Annotated in this window: 14 protein-coding genes; 8 read left to right on the forward strand and 6 right to left on the reverse strand. The window is 63.7% G+C overall.

Annotation, left to right across the window (positions count from 1 at the left end):
• Window positions 1-147 precede the first annotated feature (147 nt).
• The gene (locus MVC20_RS12290) at window positions 148-366 is read left to right on the forward strand and encodes a hypothetical protein (RefSeq protein WP_297541765.1); all 219 of its coding nucleotides are present in this window, start codon (window positions 148-150) and stop codon (window positions 364-366) included.
• An 82-nt stretch (window positions 367-448) separates the two neighbouring features.
• On the opposite strand, the gene MVC20_RS12295 is transcribed toward MVC20_RS12290, so the two are convergent.
• The gene (locus tag MVC20_RS12295) at window positions 449-1,579 is read right to left on the reverse strand and encodes a site-specific integrase (RefSeq protein WP_297541767.1); all 1,131 of its coding nucleotides are present in this window, start codon (window positions 1,577-1,579) and stop codon (window positions 449-451) included.
• Window positions 1,580-1,687: 108 nt separating this feature from the next.
• Here MVC20_RS12295 and dusA point away from each other — a divergent pair, with 108 nt between their 5' ends.
• A complete protein-coding gene (dusA, locus tag MVC20_RS12300; protein ID WP_297541769.1) occupies window positions 1,688-2,713 on the forward strand; it encodes a tRNA dihydrouridine(20/20a) synthase DusA in 1,026 nt (341 codons plus the stop codon).
• Here the strand turns inward: dusA and MVC20_RS12305 are convergent.
• Complete coding sequence (locus MVC20_RS12305; RefSeq protein WP_297541772.1) at window positions 2,703-3,593, reverse strand: LysR family transcriptional regulator ArgP; 891 nt, start codon at window positions 3,591-3,593, stop codon at window positions 2,703-2,705. The two genes, dusA and MVC20_RS12305, sit on opposite strands and share 11 nt — an antisense overlap.
• 118 nt (window positions 3,594-3,711) lie before the next feature.
• On the opposite strand from MVC20_RS12305, the gene MVC20_RS12310 reads away from it, so the two are divergent.
• Together MVC20_RS12310 and MVC20_RS12315 are read left to right on the forward strand one after the other, a co-directional pair.
• Window positions 3,712-4,305, forward strand: coding sequence for a LysE/ArgO family amino acid transporter (locus tag MVC20_RS12310; protein ID WP_297541774.1), 594 nt, complete (start codon window positions 3,712-3,714; stop codon window positions 4,303-4,305).
• A 95-nt stretch (window positions 4,306-4,400) separates the two neighbouring features.
• Window positions 4,401-5,321, forward strand: a complete 921-nt coding sequence (locus MVC20_RS12315) for a DMT family transporter (RefSeq protein ID WP_297541777.1) — start codon at window positions 4,401-4,403, stop codon at window positions 5,319-5,321.
• A 6-nt stretch (window positions 5,322-5,327) separates the two neighbouring features.
• On the opposite strand, the gene choV is transcribed toward MVC20_RS12315, so the two are convergent.
• The 4 genes from choV to MVC20_RS12335 form a co-directional block, all read right to left on the reverse strand.
• A complete protein-coding gene (gene choV, locus MVC20_RS12320; RefSeq protein ID WP_297541779.1) occupies window positions 5,328-6,356 on the reverse strand; it encodes a choline ABC transporter ATP-binding protein in 1,029 nt (342 codons plus the stop codon).
• On the reverse strand, window positions 6,353-7,189 hold the full coding sequence (gene choW, locus MVC20_RS12325) for a choline ABC transporter permease subunit (RefSeq protein ID WP_297541781.1): 837 nt from the start codon (window positions 7,187-7,189) through the stop codon (window positions 6,353-6,355). Before choW ends, choV begins: the two co-directional genes overlap by 4 nt.
• Window positions 7,190-7,256: 67 nt before the next feature.
• Window positions 7,257-8,186: a choline ABC transporter substrate-binding protein gene (gene choX / locus MVC20_RS12330; RefSeq protein ID WP_297541783.1), complete on the reverse strand. Its 930-nt coding sequence runs from the start codon at window positions 8,184-8,186 to the stop codon at window positions 7,257-7,259.
• A gap of 100 nt (window positions 8,187-8,286) precedes the next feature.
• On the reverse strand, window positions 8,287-9,840 hold the full coding sequence (locus tag MVC20_RS12335) for an ABC transporter substrate-binding protein (RefSeq protein ID WP_297541785.1): 1,554 nt from the start codon (window positions 9,838-9,840) through the stop codon (window positions 8,287-8,289).
• A gap of 240 nt (window positions 9,841-10,080) precedes the next feature.
• Between MVC20_RS12335 and betI the strand changes: the two genes are divergently transcribed.
• The 4 genes from betI (at window position 10,081) to MVC20_RS12355 (ending at window position 14,649) form a co-directional block, all read left to right on the forward strand.
• Window positions 10,081-10,668: a transcriptional regulator BetI gene (gene betI, locus MVC20_RS12340; protein WP_297541787.1), complete on the forward strand. Its 588-nt coding sequence runs from the start codon at window positions 10,081-10,083 to the stop codon at window positions 10,666-10,668.
• Window positions 10,665-12,173 carry a choline-sulfatase gene (betC, locus tag MVC20_RS12345; RefSeq protein WP_297541789.1) on the forward strand — a complete coding sequence of 503 codons (1,509 nt, stop codon included), beginning with the start codon at window positions 10,665-10,667 and terminating at the stop codon, window positions 12,171-12,173. Before betI ends, betC begins: the two co-directional genes overlap by 4 nt.
• A 73-nt stretch (window positions 12,174-12,246) precedes the next feature.
• Entirely contained in the window at window positions 12,247-13,905 is a 1,659-nt protein-coding gene (betA, locus tag MVC20_RS12350; protein ID WP_297541791.1) for a choline dehydrogenase, read from the forward strand.
• A 63-nt stretch (window positions 13,906-13,968) separates the two neighbouring features.
• Window positions 13,969-14,649 (forward strand): thermonuclease family protein, encoded by a 681-nt coding sequence (locus tag MVC20_RS12355; protein ID WP_297541793.1) that lies wholly within the window; start codon window positions 13,969-13,971, stop codon window positions 14,647-14,649.
• Window positions 14,650-14,728: the final 79 nt, after the last annotated feature.

Consider the following 14,728-nt stretch of genomic DNA (forward strand, 5'->3'; position numbering starts at 1 on the left):
GGATGGTTGGGAAACCTTGGCTCAGCCCATCGCTCCGATCAGCCTTGACCTCGCGGCCTGATCAGGCCCAAATCCACATGCTCGGAGAACGCCGCCGGAGAATTTCTACCAGATTCGAGACACAACCGCCGCGAACAACTTTCCGAAGTGATCCAGAAATGGTCTGCCGCGATGTCGATCGAAAGCTTTTTTCGCGAGGCGGAAGAGCGACTTGCCGGCGTCGAGCCCGAGAGGCGCCAGGCCTTGTCCTCTCGGCTTGATCTGGCACGGTCCATGATGGGAACGCTCGATCCGCTGGAGTTTCTGGAACAGTGGGTGGCACCGGATGAGCGTTACACGCGCCTCTATCAAGACGATCAAGATTAATTTATATCAGATACTTGGTGGGCATTTGTCATGTGTCACCTCTAAGCTTCCGAACCCGTTTGCTCCGAAGCCTGGCGGCATCTTATCGCCGCGCTGAACTTCTCCTGCGCTGCCTTGGATTCCGCGTCGTGACTTCAGCGATCCAGCTCCAGTCCTCGAACTTGTCCCCGGTTTGGCGCAGGTGGGTGTAGCGCTTGAGCGACGTCCAGGATCGGTGGCCGGAAACAGCCGCCGCGTGTGGAACGTTGTAGCCGATCTCGAACAGGCGCGAGACACCTTCGTGCCTGAGGTCATGGAACCGCAGATCCTCGATCCCCAGAAACTGCGTTGCCCGTGTAAAGGCCGCGCTGATCGCATCGGTGGAGTAGGGGAAGATCTGGCTCGCGTGTTTTGGCATCGCCTCGATGATCTCCAGCGCCGGATCGGGCAGGTCGCACCAGACGTCGTTGCCCATCTTCTCGCCGGGGTTCTTCATGTCGCGCACAAGGACGCGTTTACCCTCCTTGTCGAGGTCCGCCCATTTGATGCGGGTGATCTCTTCCTGCCGCCGGGTCGAGAAAATCGCGAAAGCGATAACGCGATGCATGGGGACAGAGGAGGGGCGGCGGATCGAGCGGTCGAGGAAATGCGCCATCAACTGCTCGAGCTCGTCCAGTGTTGGCCGCCGATCGCGGTGACGGCTCTTCTGGGTCAGGCCTAGCTTCTTGGCGACGATCATCGCATTGCGCATCGCACGCTCGTCCAGCGGATAGTTCCAGGCCGGGCCGGCCACTGTGAAGACCGCGCTGAGATGTGACAGGTAGTTAGACACGGTTTGCGGCGAGACACCGGTATTCAGCTTCTCCTTGGCGAAGGCCACGATGTCGGCGCTGTCGATCTGGGCGCACAGCTTGTTCGCGATGTCGAACTCCTTGATGCTTTTCAGCACCTGCGCCTTGGTCCGACCGATTGCCTTCGCGCTGTCTTCCACATATTTGTCGATTGCGTCGCCGAGGGTCACTTCGCGGCGGCGGGTCTCTCCGATTGGCAAGTTTTCGAGGGCGCCGGGCTTGGCCAGGTCCTTCTCGCGCTTCTCGATCCAGGCCGCCGCGGTCGAGCGCAGCTCAAAGGTTCGGTTTTCGCGCCAGACGGTTTTTCCGGCCCGCCGAACGGCGATCTGGGCAAGCCAGGCGGCAGAGCCGTCTTTGCGCTTTCGCTTGATGATGGTACCCATGGGGTTACAACATTTGGCTCAAGTTACAACATTTGTTGTAAATCCTACCCGAAATGGGCGTGATTTACAACAAATGAGACAAGAACAGGCTCAAGGGCTGGGCGGTAAATGGCTGATAAAGATAAAAAATATAACGTTCTCAATGCGTCGCGTTTATCGGTTGCGCCTATGATGGACTGGACCGACCGGCATTGTCGCTATCTGCATCGGCGGCTTAGTCGGCATGCGTTGCTCTATACTGAAATGGTGACGGCACCGGCCTTGGTGCGGGGTAATGCGTTGCATTTGCTGGACTTTTCTGTCGAGGAGCATCCGGTTGCCTTGCAGCTTGGCGGATCGGACCCTGCGGAGCTGGCGCTGGCGGCGCGGATGGGGGCCGAGGCGGGCTATGCCGAGATCAATCTCAACTGCGGCTGCCCGTCGGACCGGGTGCAATCGGGGCGGTTCGGGGCGATCCTGATGACCGAGCCGGCGCTTGTGGCCGAGTGTTGCGCGGCCATGATTGCCGCGCAACCTGTTGAAGTTACGGTAAAATGCCGGATCGGGGTGGATGACCAGAACCCCGAGGAGGTGTTGCCGGAGTTCCTGGCACGGATCATCGCGGCGGGTGTGCAGCGGGTTCAAATTCATGCGCGCAAGGCCTGGCTTGACGGTCTCAGCCCCAAGGAAAACCGCGACATTCCGCCCTTGGATTATGATCTGGTGCAGCGGATGAAGATGCTGTTCCCCAATCTCCACATCTCGATCAACGGCGGAATTACATCGTTGGATCAAGCGGTTAGCCTGCTTGATCAAGGTCTGGACGGGGTGATGGTCGGGCGCGCGGCCTATCATCAGCCGGCGGATATTCTTTGTGCGGCGGACCGGCGGATTTACGGTGCCACCGGGCCGGATACCACAGCAGAAGGGGCGGTGCGGGACATGCTCCCCTATATCGAGGCGCATCTCGCAAGCGGTGGGCGATTGCACCAGATCACCCGGCATATGTTGGGTCTTTTTGCTGGAAAACCGGGCGCGCGGGCGTGGCGGCGGCATCTGTCGGAGGGGGCGACGCGGCCTGGTGCCGGGCCGGAACTGGTCGAGCGGGCCTTGGCAGAAGTAACAGACCTTACGGAATCCGCCTCTATTTTGTAAGGTCGCGCAGCCCCAGCCGCGCCCCACGGCGCAGCGCGCGGGTGAGCGGGGCGAGAGCCTTGCCCAGAAGCCGGGTCCATTGCCAATAGAGCGGCGTGTCGAGCGGGCAGTCGGCGCGCAGGAGGCAGAGCGTGCCGCGTGCCAGATCCTCGTGCAAGAGCGCCTCGGGGGCCATGCCCCAGCCCATGCCAAGCCGCGCGGCGGTCACGAACCCCTCGGAGGACGGCAAGCGGTGACAGGGCGGCGAGAGCGTGGCGCCGGTGGCCTTTGTGATCCATCGGTGCTGTAACTGATCGTTCATATTGAACTGCAACATCGGGGCGGTGGCGAGCCTCTCTGCCGTGGCCCCGTCGGCAAAATGCCGGGCCATGAATTCGGGGCTGGCGATGGCCTGATAGCGCAGCGCCCCAAGTGCCATGACATCGCAGCCGGGCAGGGGGCTGGCGCGGGTGGTCAGCGCGCCCAGCACTTCGCCGCGCAAGAGCCGGTCGTGCGACATATCCTGATCGTCGATCACCAGATCAAAGAGATGATCGGGCAGGCTGGCCAAGGCCGCGGGCAGCCATGTGGCGAGGCTGTCGGCATTGACGGCGAGGCGCAGTCGGGTTTGCGGCGCAGGGGCAAGCCCTGTGATATCCTCTCGAAGCCGGGTTTCCAGCAGGGCAATCTGATCGGCATGGGCGGCAAGGCGTTGGCCCACGGGGGTTGCGGTGCAGGGTGTCGTGCGATGCAGGAGTTGCGCGCCGACGCGGGTTTCCAGCGCCTTGAGCCGCTGCGAGATGGCCGATTGCGTGAGGCCAAGCGCCTGTGCCGCGCCCTCGAAACTGCCGGTTTGCAGAATGGCCGAGAGGGTGGCGAGATGCTCGGGCGGCAGGGGCATTAGAATATCTGATGAGACATAAGCATATTGAATTTGAGTAATGAGATGCGCGCCGATAGGCAAGCCCCGGCGGCGCGGCCGCGATCGAGTATTTGAAGAACGAGGAAAGGGCGGGCGGATGCAGGCGGGGCTGGCGGGATTTGCATTGGGGTTGAGCCTGATCATGGCCATCGGGGCGCAGAATGCCTTTGTGCTGCGGCAGGGGCTGCGGCGCGAGCATGTCTTGGCGGTGGTGTTGGTGTGTGCGCTGTCCGATGCGGTGCTGGTGGCGGCGGGTGTGACCGGCTTTGGTGTGTTGTCCGAGGCGGTGCCGGGGCTGGAGCGGATCATGCGCTATGGCGGGGCGGCGTTCTTGCTGGTTTACGGCGCGCGCAGTTTTCTTGCGGCCTGGCGTGGTGGGGGCGCACTTGAGGCGGGCGAAGGTGCGGGCAGTCTGCGGCGCGCCGTGCTGACATGTCTCGCGCTGACATGGCTCAATCCGCATGTCTATCTCGATACGGTGGTCTTGCTGGGGTCGGTCTCGGCGCAATATGCGGATCGCCTTGCCTTTGGTCTGGGGGCGGTCTCGGCGAGTTTTGTGTTCTTCTTTGCCTTGGGCTATGGCGCGCGCCTGCTCGCGCCGCTCTTTCGCCGTCCGGAAAGTTGGCGGGTGCTCGATGCCGGGGTGGGCTGTGTGATGTGGGCGATTGCCATCGGGCTCTTGCGTGGCTGAGCCATGCGTCAGGTGACAGGGTGCGTTGCGCGAACCGCATGGCAAAGCGCCAAGCCAGCCTCGACAGCCGGGCAGAGGCGTGAATTAATGCAGCCATGAGCGCGCAACAGGCAAGCAAGGCAGAGAGCACGGCAAGGCCGGGCTGGGGCATCTTCTGGATGGTCGTCACGGGGCTTCTCTTTGTCGGGGTCACGGCGCTGGTCAAGGTATTGGGCACACGCGTGCCCGCGCCGCAGGCGGCGTTCCTGCGCTATGCCATGGGCCTTGTGTTTCTCATTCCGATGCTGGGATCGCTTTGGCGTTTGCGGCTGGATCGCGGCACCTGGGGGTTTTTCGCCGCGCGTGGGCTGGTGCACACGGTGGGCGTTGCGCTGTGGTTCTATGCCATGGCGCGGATTCCCATCGCCGATGTGACGGCGATGAACTATCTGGCGCCGATCTATGTGACGCTGGGGGCAGGTCTTTTCCTCGGTGAGCGCCTCGCGCTACGGCGGGTGCTGGCGGTGGGCGTGGCCCTGATCGGGGCGCTGATCATTCTGCGGCCCGGATTTCGCGAGGTCGGGTCGGGGCATCTCGCGATGATCTTTACCGCGATTTTCTTTGGCGCGTCCTATCTGATTGCCAAGGTCGTCTCGGGGCGCAGCAGCCCCGGCGTGGTGGTGGCGATGCTGTCGATCACGGTGACAATCGGGCTTGCGCCCTTGGCGGCGGCGGTCTGGGTCACGCCGACGGTTTGGGAATTGGCGATCCTCTTTGGGGTGGCCTGTCTGGCCACGGCGGGGCATTACACGATGACGCTGGCGTTTCGCGCCGCCCCCCTGGCGGTCACGCAGCCGGTGACCTTCCTGCAACTTGTCTGGGCCGTGCTCTTGGGGGCGCTGGTCTTTGGAGAGGGGGTGGATGTGTTCGTGGTCTTGGGCGGCATGGTGATCGTGGGCGCGGTCAGCTTTATCAGCTGGCGCGAGGCGGTGCTGAAGCGGCGGATCACACCGACGGTGTCGGCGACCAAGGTCTGAGGGCGCTCAGGCGCGCGGATCCAGCAGCTTGGCCAGAATGCGGTTGCGGGTGATCTGACCCAGCAGTTGGCCATTCTCGGACACGCCAACCGGGCGGTCATGCCCCTGGGCGCATTCCATCACGTCCTGAATGCTGGCATCGGGGCCGACGCAGGTCTCGGGCGTGCCCACCGCAGGCTCCATCACGTCGCGCGCGCAGAGCACGCCAAGCGGGTTCATATGGGCCACGAATTCGGCCACATAATCGGTGGCGGGATTGGTGAAGATGTCCTGCGGGGTGCCGCATTGCACGATGCGCCCGCCCTCCATGATGGCGATGCGGTCGCCCAGTTTGAACGCCTCGTCCAGATCGTGGCTGACAAAGATGATGGTGCGCCCCAGCGTCTTTTGCAGGTCGATCAGTTCGTCCTGAAGATGGTTGCGGATCAGCGGATCGAGGGCCGAAAAGGGTTCGTCCATGAGAAGGATCGGCGCATCGGTGGCAAAGGCGCGGGCCAGGCCCACGCGCTGTTGCATGCCGCCCGACAGCTCGCCCACGCGGCGCTCGGCCCAGTCGGAGAGGTTGACGAGCGACAGTTGCCGGTCGACGCGCTCGGCGCGCTCGGGTTTGGGGATGCCTGCCAGTTCGAGGCCGAGGCCCACGTTTTCGCGCACCGAGCGCCAGGGAAGCAGGCCGAATTGCTGGAACACCATGGCGATATGGTGCTGGCGCAACCGGCGCAGCGTGGCGGGGTTGGCGTTGGTGACATCCACCATGCCGCTGCCGTCGTGGATCTCGACCGTGCCGCGCACCACAGGGTTGAGGCCATTGACCGCGCGCAGGAGCGTGGATTTGCCCGAGCCCGACAGGCCCATCAGCACGAGGATTTCGCCCGGTGCCACCGACAGGTCACAGTCATGCACGCCCAGAACCTGCCCCGTGCTTTGCTGGATCTCGGCGCGGGTCTTGCCTTGATCCATCAAGGGCAGGGCGGTCTGCGGCGCATCGCCAAAGACGATGGAGACCTTGTTGAAATTGACGATTGCGTCGGTCATTTCCGGCCCTCCATCCGCAGCATCCGGTCAAGGACGATGGCCACGACGACGATCATCAGCCCGGATTCAAAGCCAAGGGCGATGTTGACCGTATTGATCGCGCGCAGCACCGGCACGCCAAGGCCGTCGGCCCCCACCAGCGCGCCGATGACCACCATCGACAGCGAGAGCATGATGGTCTGGTTCAGACCCGCCATGATCTGCGGCAGGGCGTAGGGCAGTTCCACTTTCCACAGGGTCTGGCGGTTGGTGGCGCCAAATGCCTGCGCGGCCTCCAGCAGCGGTTGTGGCGTGTTGGAGATGCCCAGATGCGTAAGGCGGATGGGCGCGGGGACGACAAAGATCACCGTGGCGATGAGGCCGGGCACCATGCCGATGCCGAAAAACACGATCGCGGGGATGAGATAGACGAAGGGTGGCAGCGTCTGCATGAGGTCGAGCACCGGGCGCATCCCGTCATAGAGGCGCGGGCGATGCGCGGCGGCGATGCCCAGGGGCACGCCAAGCGCCATGCAGAAGACACAGGACGAGACGACCAGTGTCAGGCTCTCGGTGGTTTCCTCCCAATAGCCCTGATTGAGGATGAAGAGAAAGCCGAGAAGCACGAAGAGGCAGGTTTTCCAGTTGCGCTGCAACACCCATGTCAGCGCGACGAAGATGCCGATGATGACCATGGGATGCGGGGTTTGCAGCACCCAGAGAAAGGCGTCGATCAGCCCCTCCATCAGCACTGACAGCATGTCGAAAAAGCCCGCGGCATTGTCCTGAAGCCAGAGGAAGAAGCCTTCGGCCCATTGGCCCACGGGGATTTTGTGATCGCTCAGCCAGTCCATGCGGGTGCCTCACATCTGATCTGTCTGGAAGGAATAGGGCGGCGCATGGCACGCCGCCCTTGGCCGCTCAGAGTCCGAGCGCCGATTTGACGGCTGCTGCCGCATCGCCACCGTCCTTGGTGGTCACGCCGGCAAGCCAGGGGGTGACGGCATCCGGGTTGGCCTTGAGCCAGGCGCTTGCGGCATCTTCGGGCTTGGCCCCGTCATTCAGGATCGCGCCCATGATCTCGTTTTCCATGGCCAGCGAGAATTCGAGGTTCTCGAGGAACTTGCCCACATTGGGGCATTCCGCGACATAGCCTGCGCGGGTGTTGGTATAGATCGTGGCGCCGCCCAGATCGGGACCGAACCAGTCATCCCCGCCGGTCAGATAGGTCATCTCGTGGTTGGCGTTCATCGGGTGCGGTTCCCAGCCGAGGAACACGATGGGTTCCTCGCGGCGGTCGGCGCGGCTGACCTGGGCCAGCATGCCCTGTTCCGAGCTTTCCTTGACCTCGAATCCCTTGAGACCAAAGGCATCGGCCTCGATCATGTCGAGGATCAGGCGGTTGCCGTCATTGCCCGGCTCGATGCCGTAGATGGTCGAGTCGAGCGCTTCTGCATGCTGCGCGATCGTCTCGAAGGAGGTGATGCCAAGCGCGGCGCCGGCGGCATTGGTGGCCAGCGTGTATTTCGCGCCCACGAGGTTGGCGCGCACGGTGTCGACGGTGCCTGCTTCGCGGTAGGGGGCGATATCGGCCTCCATGGTCGGCATCCAGTTGCCCAGGAACACGTCGATGTCGCCCGCGGCAAGCGAGGTATAGGTCACAGGCACCGAGAGCACCTTGGCCTCGGTCTCATAGCCAAGCGCCTCGAGCACGAAAGAGGTGGCGGCGGTGGTGGCGGTGATGTCGGTCCAGCCAACATCGGCAAAGGTCACACTGTCGCAATTGGCAAGCGCAGGCCCGGCGGCCGCAGTGGCGAGGGCAATGGCGGTCAGGGTTTTCTTGAAGGTCATGTGATGTCTCCCACGGTTGATTATTCCGGGGCTGCGCCCGGTTTGGCAAAGGCCCGAGGGAATCCCCCCCGGGCCTTGCAGTCAGGTCAGGTGGGCTGGATCAGGCCATCCACCAGCGCTCGATGAAGCGCATGCCGTCCACATCCCAATTGGCCCCGAGGGTGTCGGAATGTGCAATCTTGTTCGAGTTGCCAAAGACGTAGTTGGCGAACATCGGCACGATCACGCCGCCGTCGTCGCTGCAGATCTGCTGCATCTCGAAATACATCTCGCGGCGCTTGGCCTCGTCGAGTTCCGAGCGCGCCTTGAGCATCAGCTCGTCAAAGCGGTCGTTGCACCAGAAGCTGTCGTTCCATGCCGCGCCGCATTTATAGGCGGTGGCGAACATCTGATCCTCGACCGGGCGACCCGACCAGTAGACGGCGCAGAAGGGTTTCTTCATCCACACGTCCGACCAGTAGCCGTCATTCGCTTCGCGCACCGGCGTGAGGTTGATGCCCGCGCCCGCAGCGGAGCTCTGGTAGAGCACGGCCGCATCGACCGCGCCGCCAAAGGCCGCGTCCGCTGCCGAAAGCTTGACATCGAGACTGTCGAGGCCGGCCTGCTTGAGGTGGAACTTGGCCTTGTCGGGATCATAGGTTTTCTGCGCGAGTTCGGTGTTGAAATAGCGCTGGCCCTGGCCGATGGGATGGTCATTGCCGACCGAGCCATAGCCGAACAGGATCTTGTCCACCAGTTCCTGACGGTTGATGCCGTATTTCAGGGCAAGGCGCACATCGGGGTTGTTGTAGGGCTCTGCCCGGGTGTCCATGGCGAAGGTGAAATGCTGCGTGCCCGCGACCGAATTGATCTGGATATTGGGGTTGCGTGCCAAGAGGCCCACGGTCTTGAGGTCGAGCCGGTCGACCACATCCACATCGCCCGAGACAAGCGCCGTGGTGCGGGCGTTCTGATCGACGATGGCGAGGATTTCGGCGCTGTCGAACCAGGCCACATCGCTGCGCCAGTGGTTCGGGTTGCGCTCGACCGCAAAGGACACGCCGGGCTTGAAATCCTTGAGCACATAGCTGCCGCAGCCATCGCCCGATTTCCAGTCGATGCCGTCGCCTTCGGCCTTGCAGATCACGAGGTGATAATCGCTGAGGAAGAAGGGGAAGTCGGCATTGCCGCCATCCAGGGTAAAGACGACGATGTCATCGCCTTCGGTGGTGATGTCGGTCACGTTGGCCACCAGCGGCCCGGCGGCAGAGGTCGAATTCTCGCCCCGGTGGAAGTTGATCGAATTGACGACATCGGCCGCGGTGACGGCCTTGCCGGAATGGAAGGTTACGCCCGAGCGCAGCTTGAACCGCCAGACCGAGGCATCGGCCGAAGCTTCCCAGCTTTCGGCGACTTCGGGGATAAGCGAGCCATCGGCGGCCACTTCGGTCAGCCGGCCGTGGATGGCAAAGGCGAGCGAGGTTGTGAAGCTGTTGGAATAGGTGCCCGGATCAAGCACGTCGGTGGTCTGGCCGTGGCCGATGGCCGCGCGCAGATGCCCGCCGCGCGAAGGCGCCGCCTTGGCCCGCAGCGGCAGGCCCGCGACAAGAGCCGCCCCGGCGGTGGTGGCCATGAAACCGCGTCGGTTGATGCGGCCGGAATTCAGAATGGTCATGGTGGTCTTCTCCCTTTGGTTTGCTTTCCGAACCGGCCTTATGTCCTCTGGGGATCGCGCGGCCCCCTGCCGCGTGGCGGTCGGTTTATACCTGCCAAGGCTAATATGACGCCGTGATGAAATACAACGCCATTCTGGCTGGGGGGCGGTGTTGTGATGTGGTCCCTCTTGGTTTTTATTGATTGACGAGTCAATTAAACACGATTAGGCCAGTCTGGCAACAGGTCTTTGGAGGGTGTGATGCCGAAAATCGGGATGGAACCGATCCGCCGCACCGCGCTGGTGGAGGCCACGATTTCCGAGATCGGCGCGCATGGCAGCCTGGATGTGACCGTGGCGCAGATTGCCCGGCGCGCGGGCATGTCGAGCGCGCTGGCCCATCATTATTTCGGGTCCAAGGAGGCGATGTTCGCCGCCGCGATGCGCCATATCCTCTCGCTTTACGGGGCCGAGGTGCGCGGTGCGCTGATCATGGCCAAGACCCCGCGCGACCGGATCGAGGCGATCATCCGCGCCAGTTTCACGCCGGCGCAATTTCGCGGCGAAATGGTTTCGGCCTGGTTGAATTTCTACGTTCAGGCGCAGCGCTCGGACGAGGCGCGGCGTCTGCTGCATATCTATCAGCGGCGGCTGCGCTCGAACCTGCATCACGCCTTTCGCGTGCTGGCCCCCGCCGAGGCGCGCACGCTGACGCGCGGTCTCGCGGCGATGATCGACGGGCTTTATATCCGTCAGGCGCTGCGCGAAGGGCCGATGCAGCCCGGCCTCGCGATTGATGTGCTGCTGCATTACCTCGACACCAGCCTGCCCCAGAAGGACACCGCATGACCGCGCCCAATATCCTGATTTTCATGGTCGATCAGCTCAACGGCACCCTCTTTCCCGATGGTCCCGCGCCGTGGCTGCACGCGCCCAATCTCAAGGCGCTCGCGGCGCGCTCCACGCGGTTTGCCAATGCCTATACCGCCTCGCCGCTCTGTGCGCCGGGACGCGCGAGCTTCATGTCGGGGCTCTTGCCGTCGCGCAGCCGCGTCTATGACAATGCCGCCGAATTCGCCGCCGATATTCCCACCTATGCGCATCACCTGCGGCGCGCGGGCTATCAGACCTGCCTCAGCGGCAAGATGCATTTCGTGGGCCCCGACCAGTTGCACGGGTTCGAGGAGCGGCTGACCACGGATATCTACCCCGCCGATTTCGGCTGGACGCCCGACTATCGCAAGCCGGGCGAGCGGATCGACTGGTGGTATCACAACATGGGTTCGGTGACGGGCGCGGGGGTCGCGGAAATCTCGAACCAGATGGAATATGACGACGAGGTGGCGCACAACGCGCGCGCCAAGGTCTACGATCTGGCGCGGGGGCTCGATGCGCGGCCCTGGTGCCTGACGGTCAGTTTCACCCATCCGCACGATCCCTATGTGGCGCGCAAGAAATACTGGGATCTCTACGAGGACTGCGATCACCTGCTGCCAGAGGTGCCCGCCATGGCCTATGAGGCGCATGATGCCCACGCGCGGCGGATTTTCGACGCGAATGACTGGCGCAATTTCGACATCTCGCAGGAGGACATCCGCCGCTCGCGCCGCGCCTATTTCGCCAATATCTCGTATCTCGACGACAAGATCGGCGAGATTCTGGAGGCGCTGGAGAGCACAAGGCAAGAGGCGATCATCCTCTTTGTCTCGGACCATGGCGACATGCTGGGCGAGCGCGGGCTGTGGTTCAAGATGTGTTTCTACGAGGGGTCAGCCCGCGTGCCGCTGATGATTTCGGCCCCCGGCATGGCACCGGGGCTGATCACCGATCCGGTCAGCAATATCGACGTCTGCCCGACGCTCTGCGAATTGGCCGGGGCGGATATGTCCGAGGTGATGCCCTGGGTCGAGGGGCAATCGCTGGTCTACCTAGGGCAGGGCGGCACCCGCGACGCGCCCGTCGCGATGGAATATGCCGCCGAAGCGTCCCAAGCGCCGCTGGTGTCGCTGCGCTATGGCAAGTGGAAGTTCAACCGCTGCGCGCTCGACCCTGATCAGCTCTTCGATCTTGAGGCCGATCCGCATGAGCTGACCAATCTGGCGGACGACCCCGCCCATGCCGGCACCCTGGCGCAGTTGCAGGCCAAGGCCGAGGCGCGCTGGGATCTGGCGGCCTTTGACGCCGCCGTGCGCGAGAGCCAGGCGCGCCGCTGGGTGGTTTACGAGGCGCTGCGCAAGGGCGGCTATTACCCCTGGGATTACCAGCCGCTGCAAAGGGCGTCCGAGCGCTACATGCGCAACCACATGGACCTCAACGTGCTGGAGGAAAGCAAGCGCTTCCCGCGGGGCGAGTGATGCTTTCAACGTTCTGTGAATACGCGTTTTCCGCCCCTCGCGGCGGGAATTGCCCTGAAGGAAAGAGAAACTGATGCAAGCCGATTACATCATCGTGGGCGCAGGGAGCGCGGGCTGTGCCATGGCTTACCGTCTGGCCGAAGCAGGCAAATCCGTGCTGGTGATCGAGCATGGCGGCACCGATGCCGGCCCCTTTATCCAGATGCCCGGCGCGCTGAGCTATCCGATGAACATGAAGCGCTATGACTGGGGCTATCAGAGCGAGCCGGAACCGCATTTGGGAGGCCGCCGCCTTGCCTGTCCGCGCGGCAAGGTGATTGGCGGGTCAAGCTCGATCAATGGCATGGTCTATGTGCGCGGGCATGCGCGCGACTATGACCATTGGCGCGATCAGGGCTGCGATGGCTGGGGCTATGCCGATGTGCTGCCCTATTTCAAGCGGATGGAGAACTGGCACGACGGCGGCCACGGCGGCGATGCGGGCTGGCGCGGCACGGATGGCCCGCTGCACGTCAGCCGGGGGCGGCGCGACAACCCGCTGGTGCGCGCCTTTGTCGAGGCGGGCAAACAGGCGGGCTATCCCGAGACCCATGATTACAACGGCCATCAGCAAGAGGGGTTTGGCCCCTTCGAGATGACCGTCTGGAAGGGGCAGCGCTGGTCGGCGGCCAATGCCTATCTGCGGCCTGCGCTCAAACGCGAGAATTGCGATATTATCCGGGGTTTTGTCACCCGCGTGGTGATGGAAGAGGGCCGCGCCGTGGGCGTCGAGGTGATCCTCAAGGGCCGCAAGGAAGTGGTGCGCGCGCGCGCCGAGGTGATCCTTGCCGCCTCGTCGATCAACTCGCCCAAGATCCTGATGCTCTCGGGCATTGGCCCGGCCGCGCATCTGGCGGCGCATGGCATCCCGGTGGTCGCGGACCGGGCGGGCGTGGGCCAGAACCTGCAGGACCATCTGGAACTGTATATCCAGATGGCCGCAAGCCAGCCCGTGAGCCTCTACAAATACTGGAACCTCATGGGCAAGGCCTGGGTGGGCGCGCGCTGGCTCTTGAACAAGACCGGGCCGGGGGCCAGTAACCAGTTTGAAAGCTGCGGCTTCATCCGCTCGGCCGCGGGCGTGGACTATCCCGACATCCAGTTCCATTTCCTGCCCATCGCCGTGCGCTACGATGGCAAGGCGGCGGCGGAGGGGCATGGCTTTCAGGCGCATGTCGGGCCGATGCGCAGCCCCTCGCGCGGCGCCGTGACCCTGCGCAGCGCCAATCCCGCCGACGATCCCGTGATCCGCTTCAACTACATGAGCGAGGCGCAGGATTGGGAGGATTTCCGCAAATGTATCCGCCTCACGCGCGAGATCTTTGCGCAAGACGCCTTTGCGCCCTATGTCCGGCACGAGATCCAGCCCGGTGCGGCGGTGCAGAGCGACGATGAGCTTGACGATTTCATCCGCGAACACGCCGAGAGCGCCTATCACCCCTGCGGCACCTGCAAGATGGGGCGTGCGAGCGATCCGATGGCGGTGGTCGATCCAGAGGGCCGGGTGATCGGGGTCGAGGGGCTGCGCGTGGCGGATTCGAGCCTGTTTCCGCGCATCACCAATGGCAATCTCAACGCGCCCTCGATCATGGTGGGCGAAAAGATCGCCGATGCCGTGCTGGGCCGCAGCCCGCTGCCGCCCGAGAATGCAGAGCCGTGGATGCATGTCGACTGGGCGCAAAGCCAGCGCTGAGGCGTTAACCTTTTGTTCACCTTCTGTCTTGCGGGCGGGCAGCGGCCTCCGGCATAAGGGGGTATGTTAAGGATTTGTTTACTCATCGTTCTTGGTCTGGTCCCGCTTTCGGCGGGGGCAGAGGGGTTTGGCGGCCCGGTTCGGGTGATCGACGGCGATACGCTCGACGTGGGCGAGACCCGCGTGCGGCTGCATGGGATCGACGCGCCGGAGCTGGGGCAGATCTGCACCAACCCCGATGGCGAGACCTGGGATTGCGGCACATGGGTGGCCGAAGAGGTGCGCGCCCGGATCGAGGGCCGCGAGGCGCGTTGCGAGGCGGTGGAGAAGGACCGCTATGACCGCACCGTCGCGCGCTGCACGGTGGTGGGGCAGGATGTGGGCCGGATGCTGGTGGCGGATGGTCTGGCGCTGGCCTATCGCAAATATTCGATGGCCTATGATCTGGATGAAAAAGCCGCCGTTGTGGCGGGGCGCGGCCTGCACGAGGTGTTGATGGCGCGCCCCGAGGATCACCGCCGCATGGTGCGCGAAAACCGCGCGGCAGAGGCCCCGGCAAACGCGCCCGCGCCGCAAGGGGGCTGTGTGATCAAGGGCAACCGCAGCGGATCCGGCAATCGGATCTATCACATGCCGGGGCAGGCGGATTATGACGCGACGCGGATCAACGAGGCCAAGGGCGAACGCTGGTTCTGTTCCGAGGCCGAGGCCCGCGCCGCAGGCTGGCGCCGCGCCAAGCGCTGAGCGAGAGGAGCGATATGTGCCGCCCCGGGGCGAGCCCGGGGCGTGTTTGAGTATTTCTGGAACAGTGAAAGGCGCGGCG

The organism is Roseovarius sp., assembly GCF_027019125.1.
In the GTDB taxonomy this organism is placed as follows: Bacteria; Pseudomonadota; Alphaproteobacteria; order Rhodobacterales; family Rhodobacteraceae; genus Roseovarius.

Coding starts and splice junctions, on each gene's coding strand:
- MVC20_RS12295 (WP_297541767.1), bottom strand. CDS start 1,579: ATGGGTACCATCATCAAGCGAAAGCGCAAAGACGGCTCTGCCGCCTGG.
- dusA (WP_297541769.1), top strand. CDS start 1,688: ATGGCTGATAAAGATAAAAAATATAACGTTCTCAATGCGTCGCGTTTA.
- MVC20_RS12305 (WP_297541772.1), bottom strand. CDS start 3,593: ATGCCCCTGCCGCCCGAGCATCTCGCCACCCTCTCGGCCATTCTGCAA.
- MVC20_RS12310 (WP_297541774.1), top strand. CDS start 3,712: ATGCAGGCGGGGCTGGCGGGATTTGCATTGGGGTTGAGCCTGATCATG.
- MVC20_RS12315 (WP_297541777.1), top strand. CDS start 4,401: ATGAGCGCGCAACAGGCAAGCAAGGCAGAGAGCACGGCAAGGCCGGGC.
- choV (WP_297541779.1), bottom strand. CDS start 6,356: ATGACCGACGCAATCGTCAATTTCAACAAGGTCTCCATCGTCTTTGGC.
- choW (WP_297541781.1), bottom strand. CDS start 7,189: ATGGACTGGCTGAGCGATCACAAAATCCCCGTGGGCCAATGGGCCGAA.
- choX (WP_297541783.1), bottom strand. CDS start 8,186: ATGACCTTCAAGAAAACCCTGACCGCCATTGCCCTCGCCACTGCGGCC.
- MVC20_RS12335 (WP_297541785.1), bottom strand. CDS start 9,840: ATGACCATTCTGAATTCCGGCCGCATCAACCGACGCGGTTTCATGGCC.
- betI (WP_297541787.1), top strand. CDS start 10,081: ATGCCGAAAATCGGGATGGAACCGATCCGCCGCACCGCGCTGGTGGAG.
- betC (WP_297541789.1), top strand. CDS start 10,665: ATGACCGCGCCCAATATCCTGATTTTCATGGTCGATCAGCTCAACGGC.
- betA (WP_297541791.1), top strand. CDS start 12,247: ATGCAAGCCGATTACATCATCGTGGGCGCAGGGAGCGCGGGCTGTGCC.
- MVC20_RS12355 (WP_297541793.1), top strand. CDS start 13,969: ATGTTAAGGATTTGTTTACTCATCGTTCTTGGTCTGGTCCCGCTTTCG.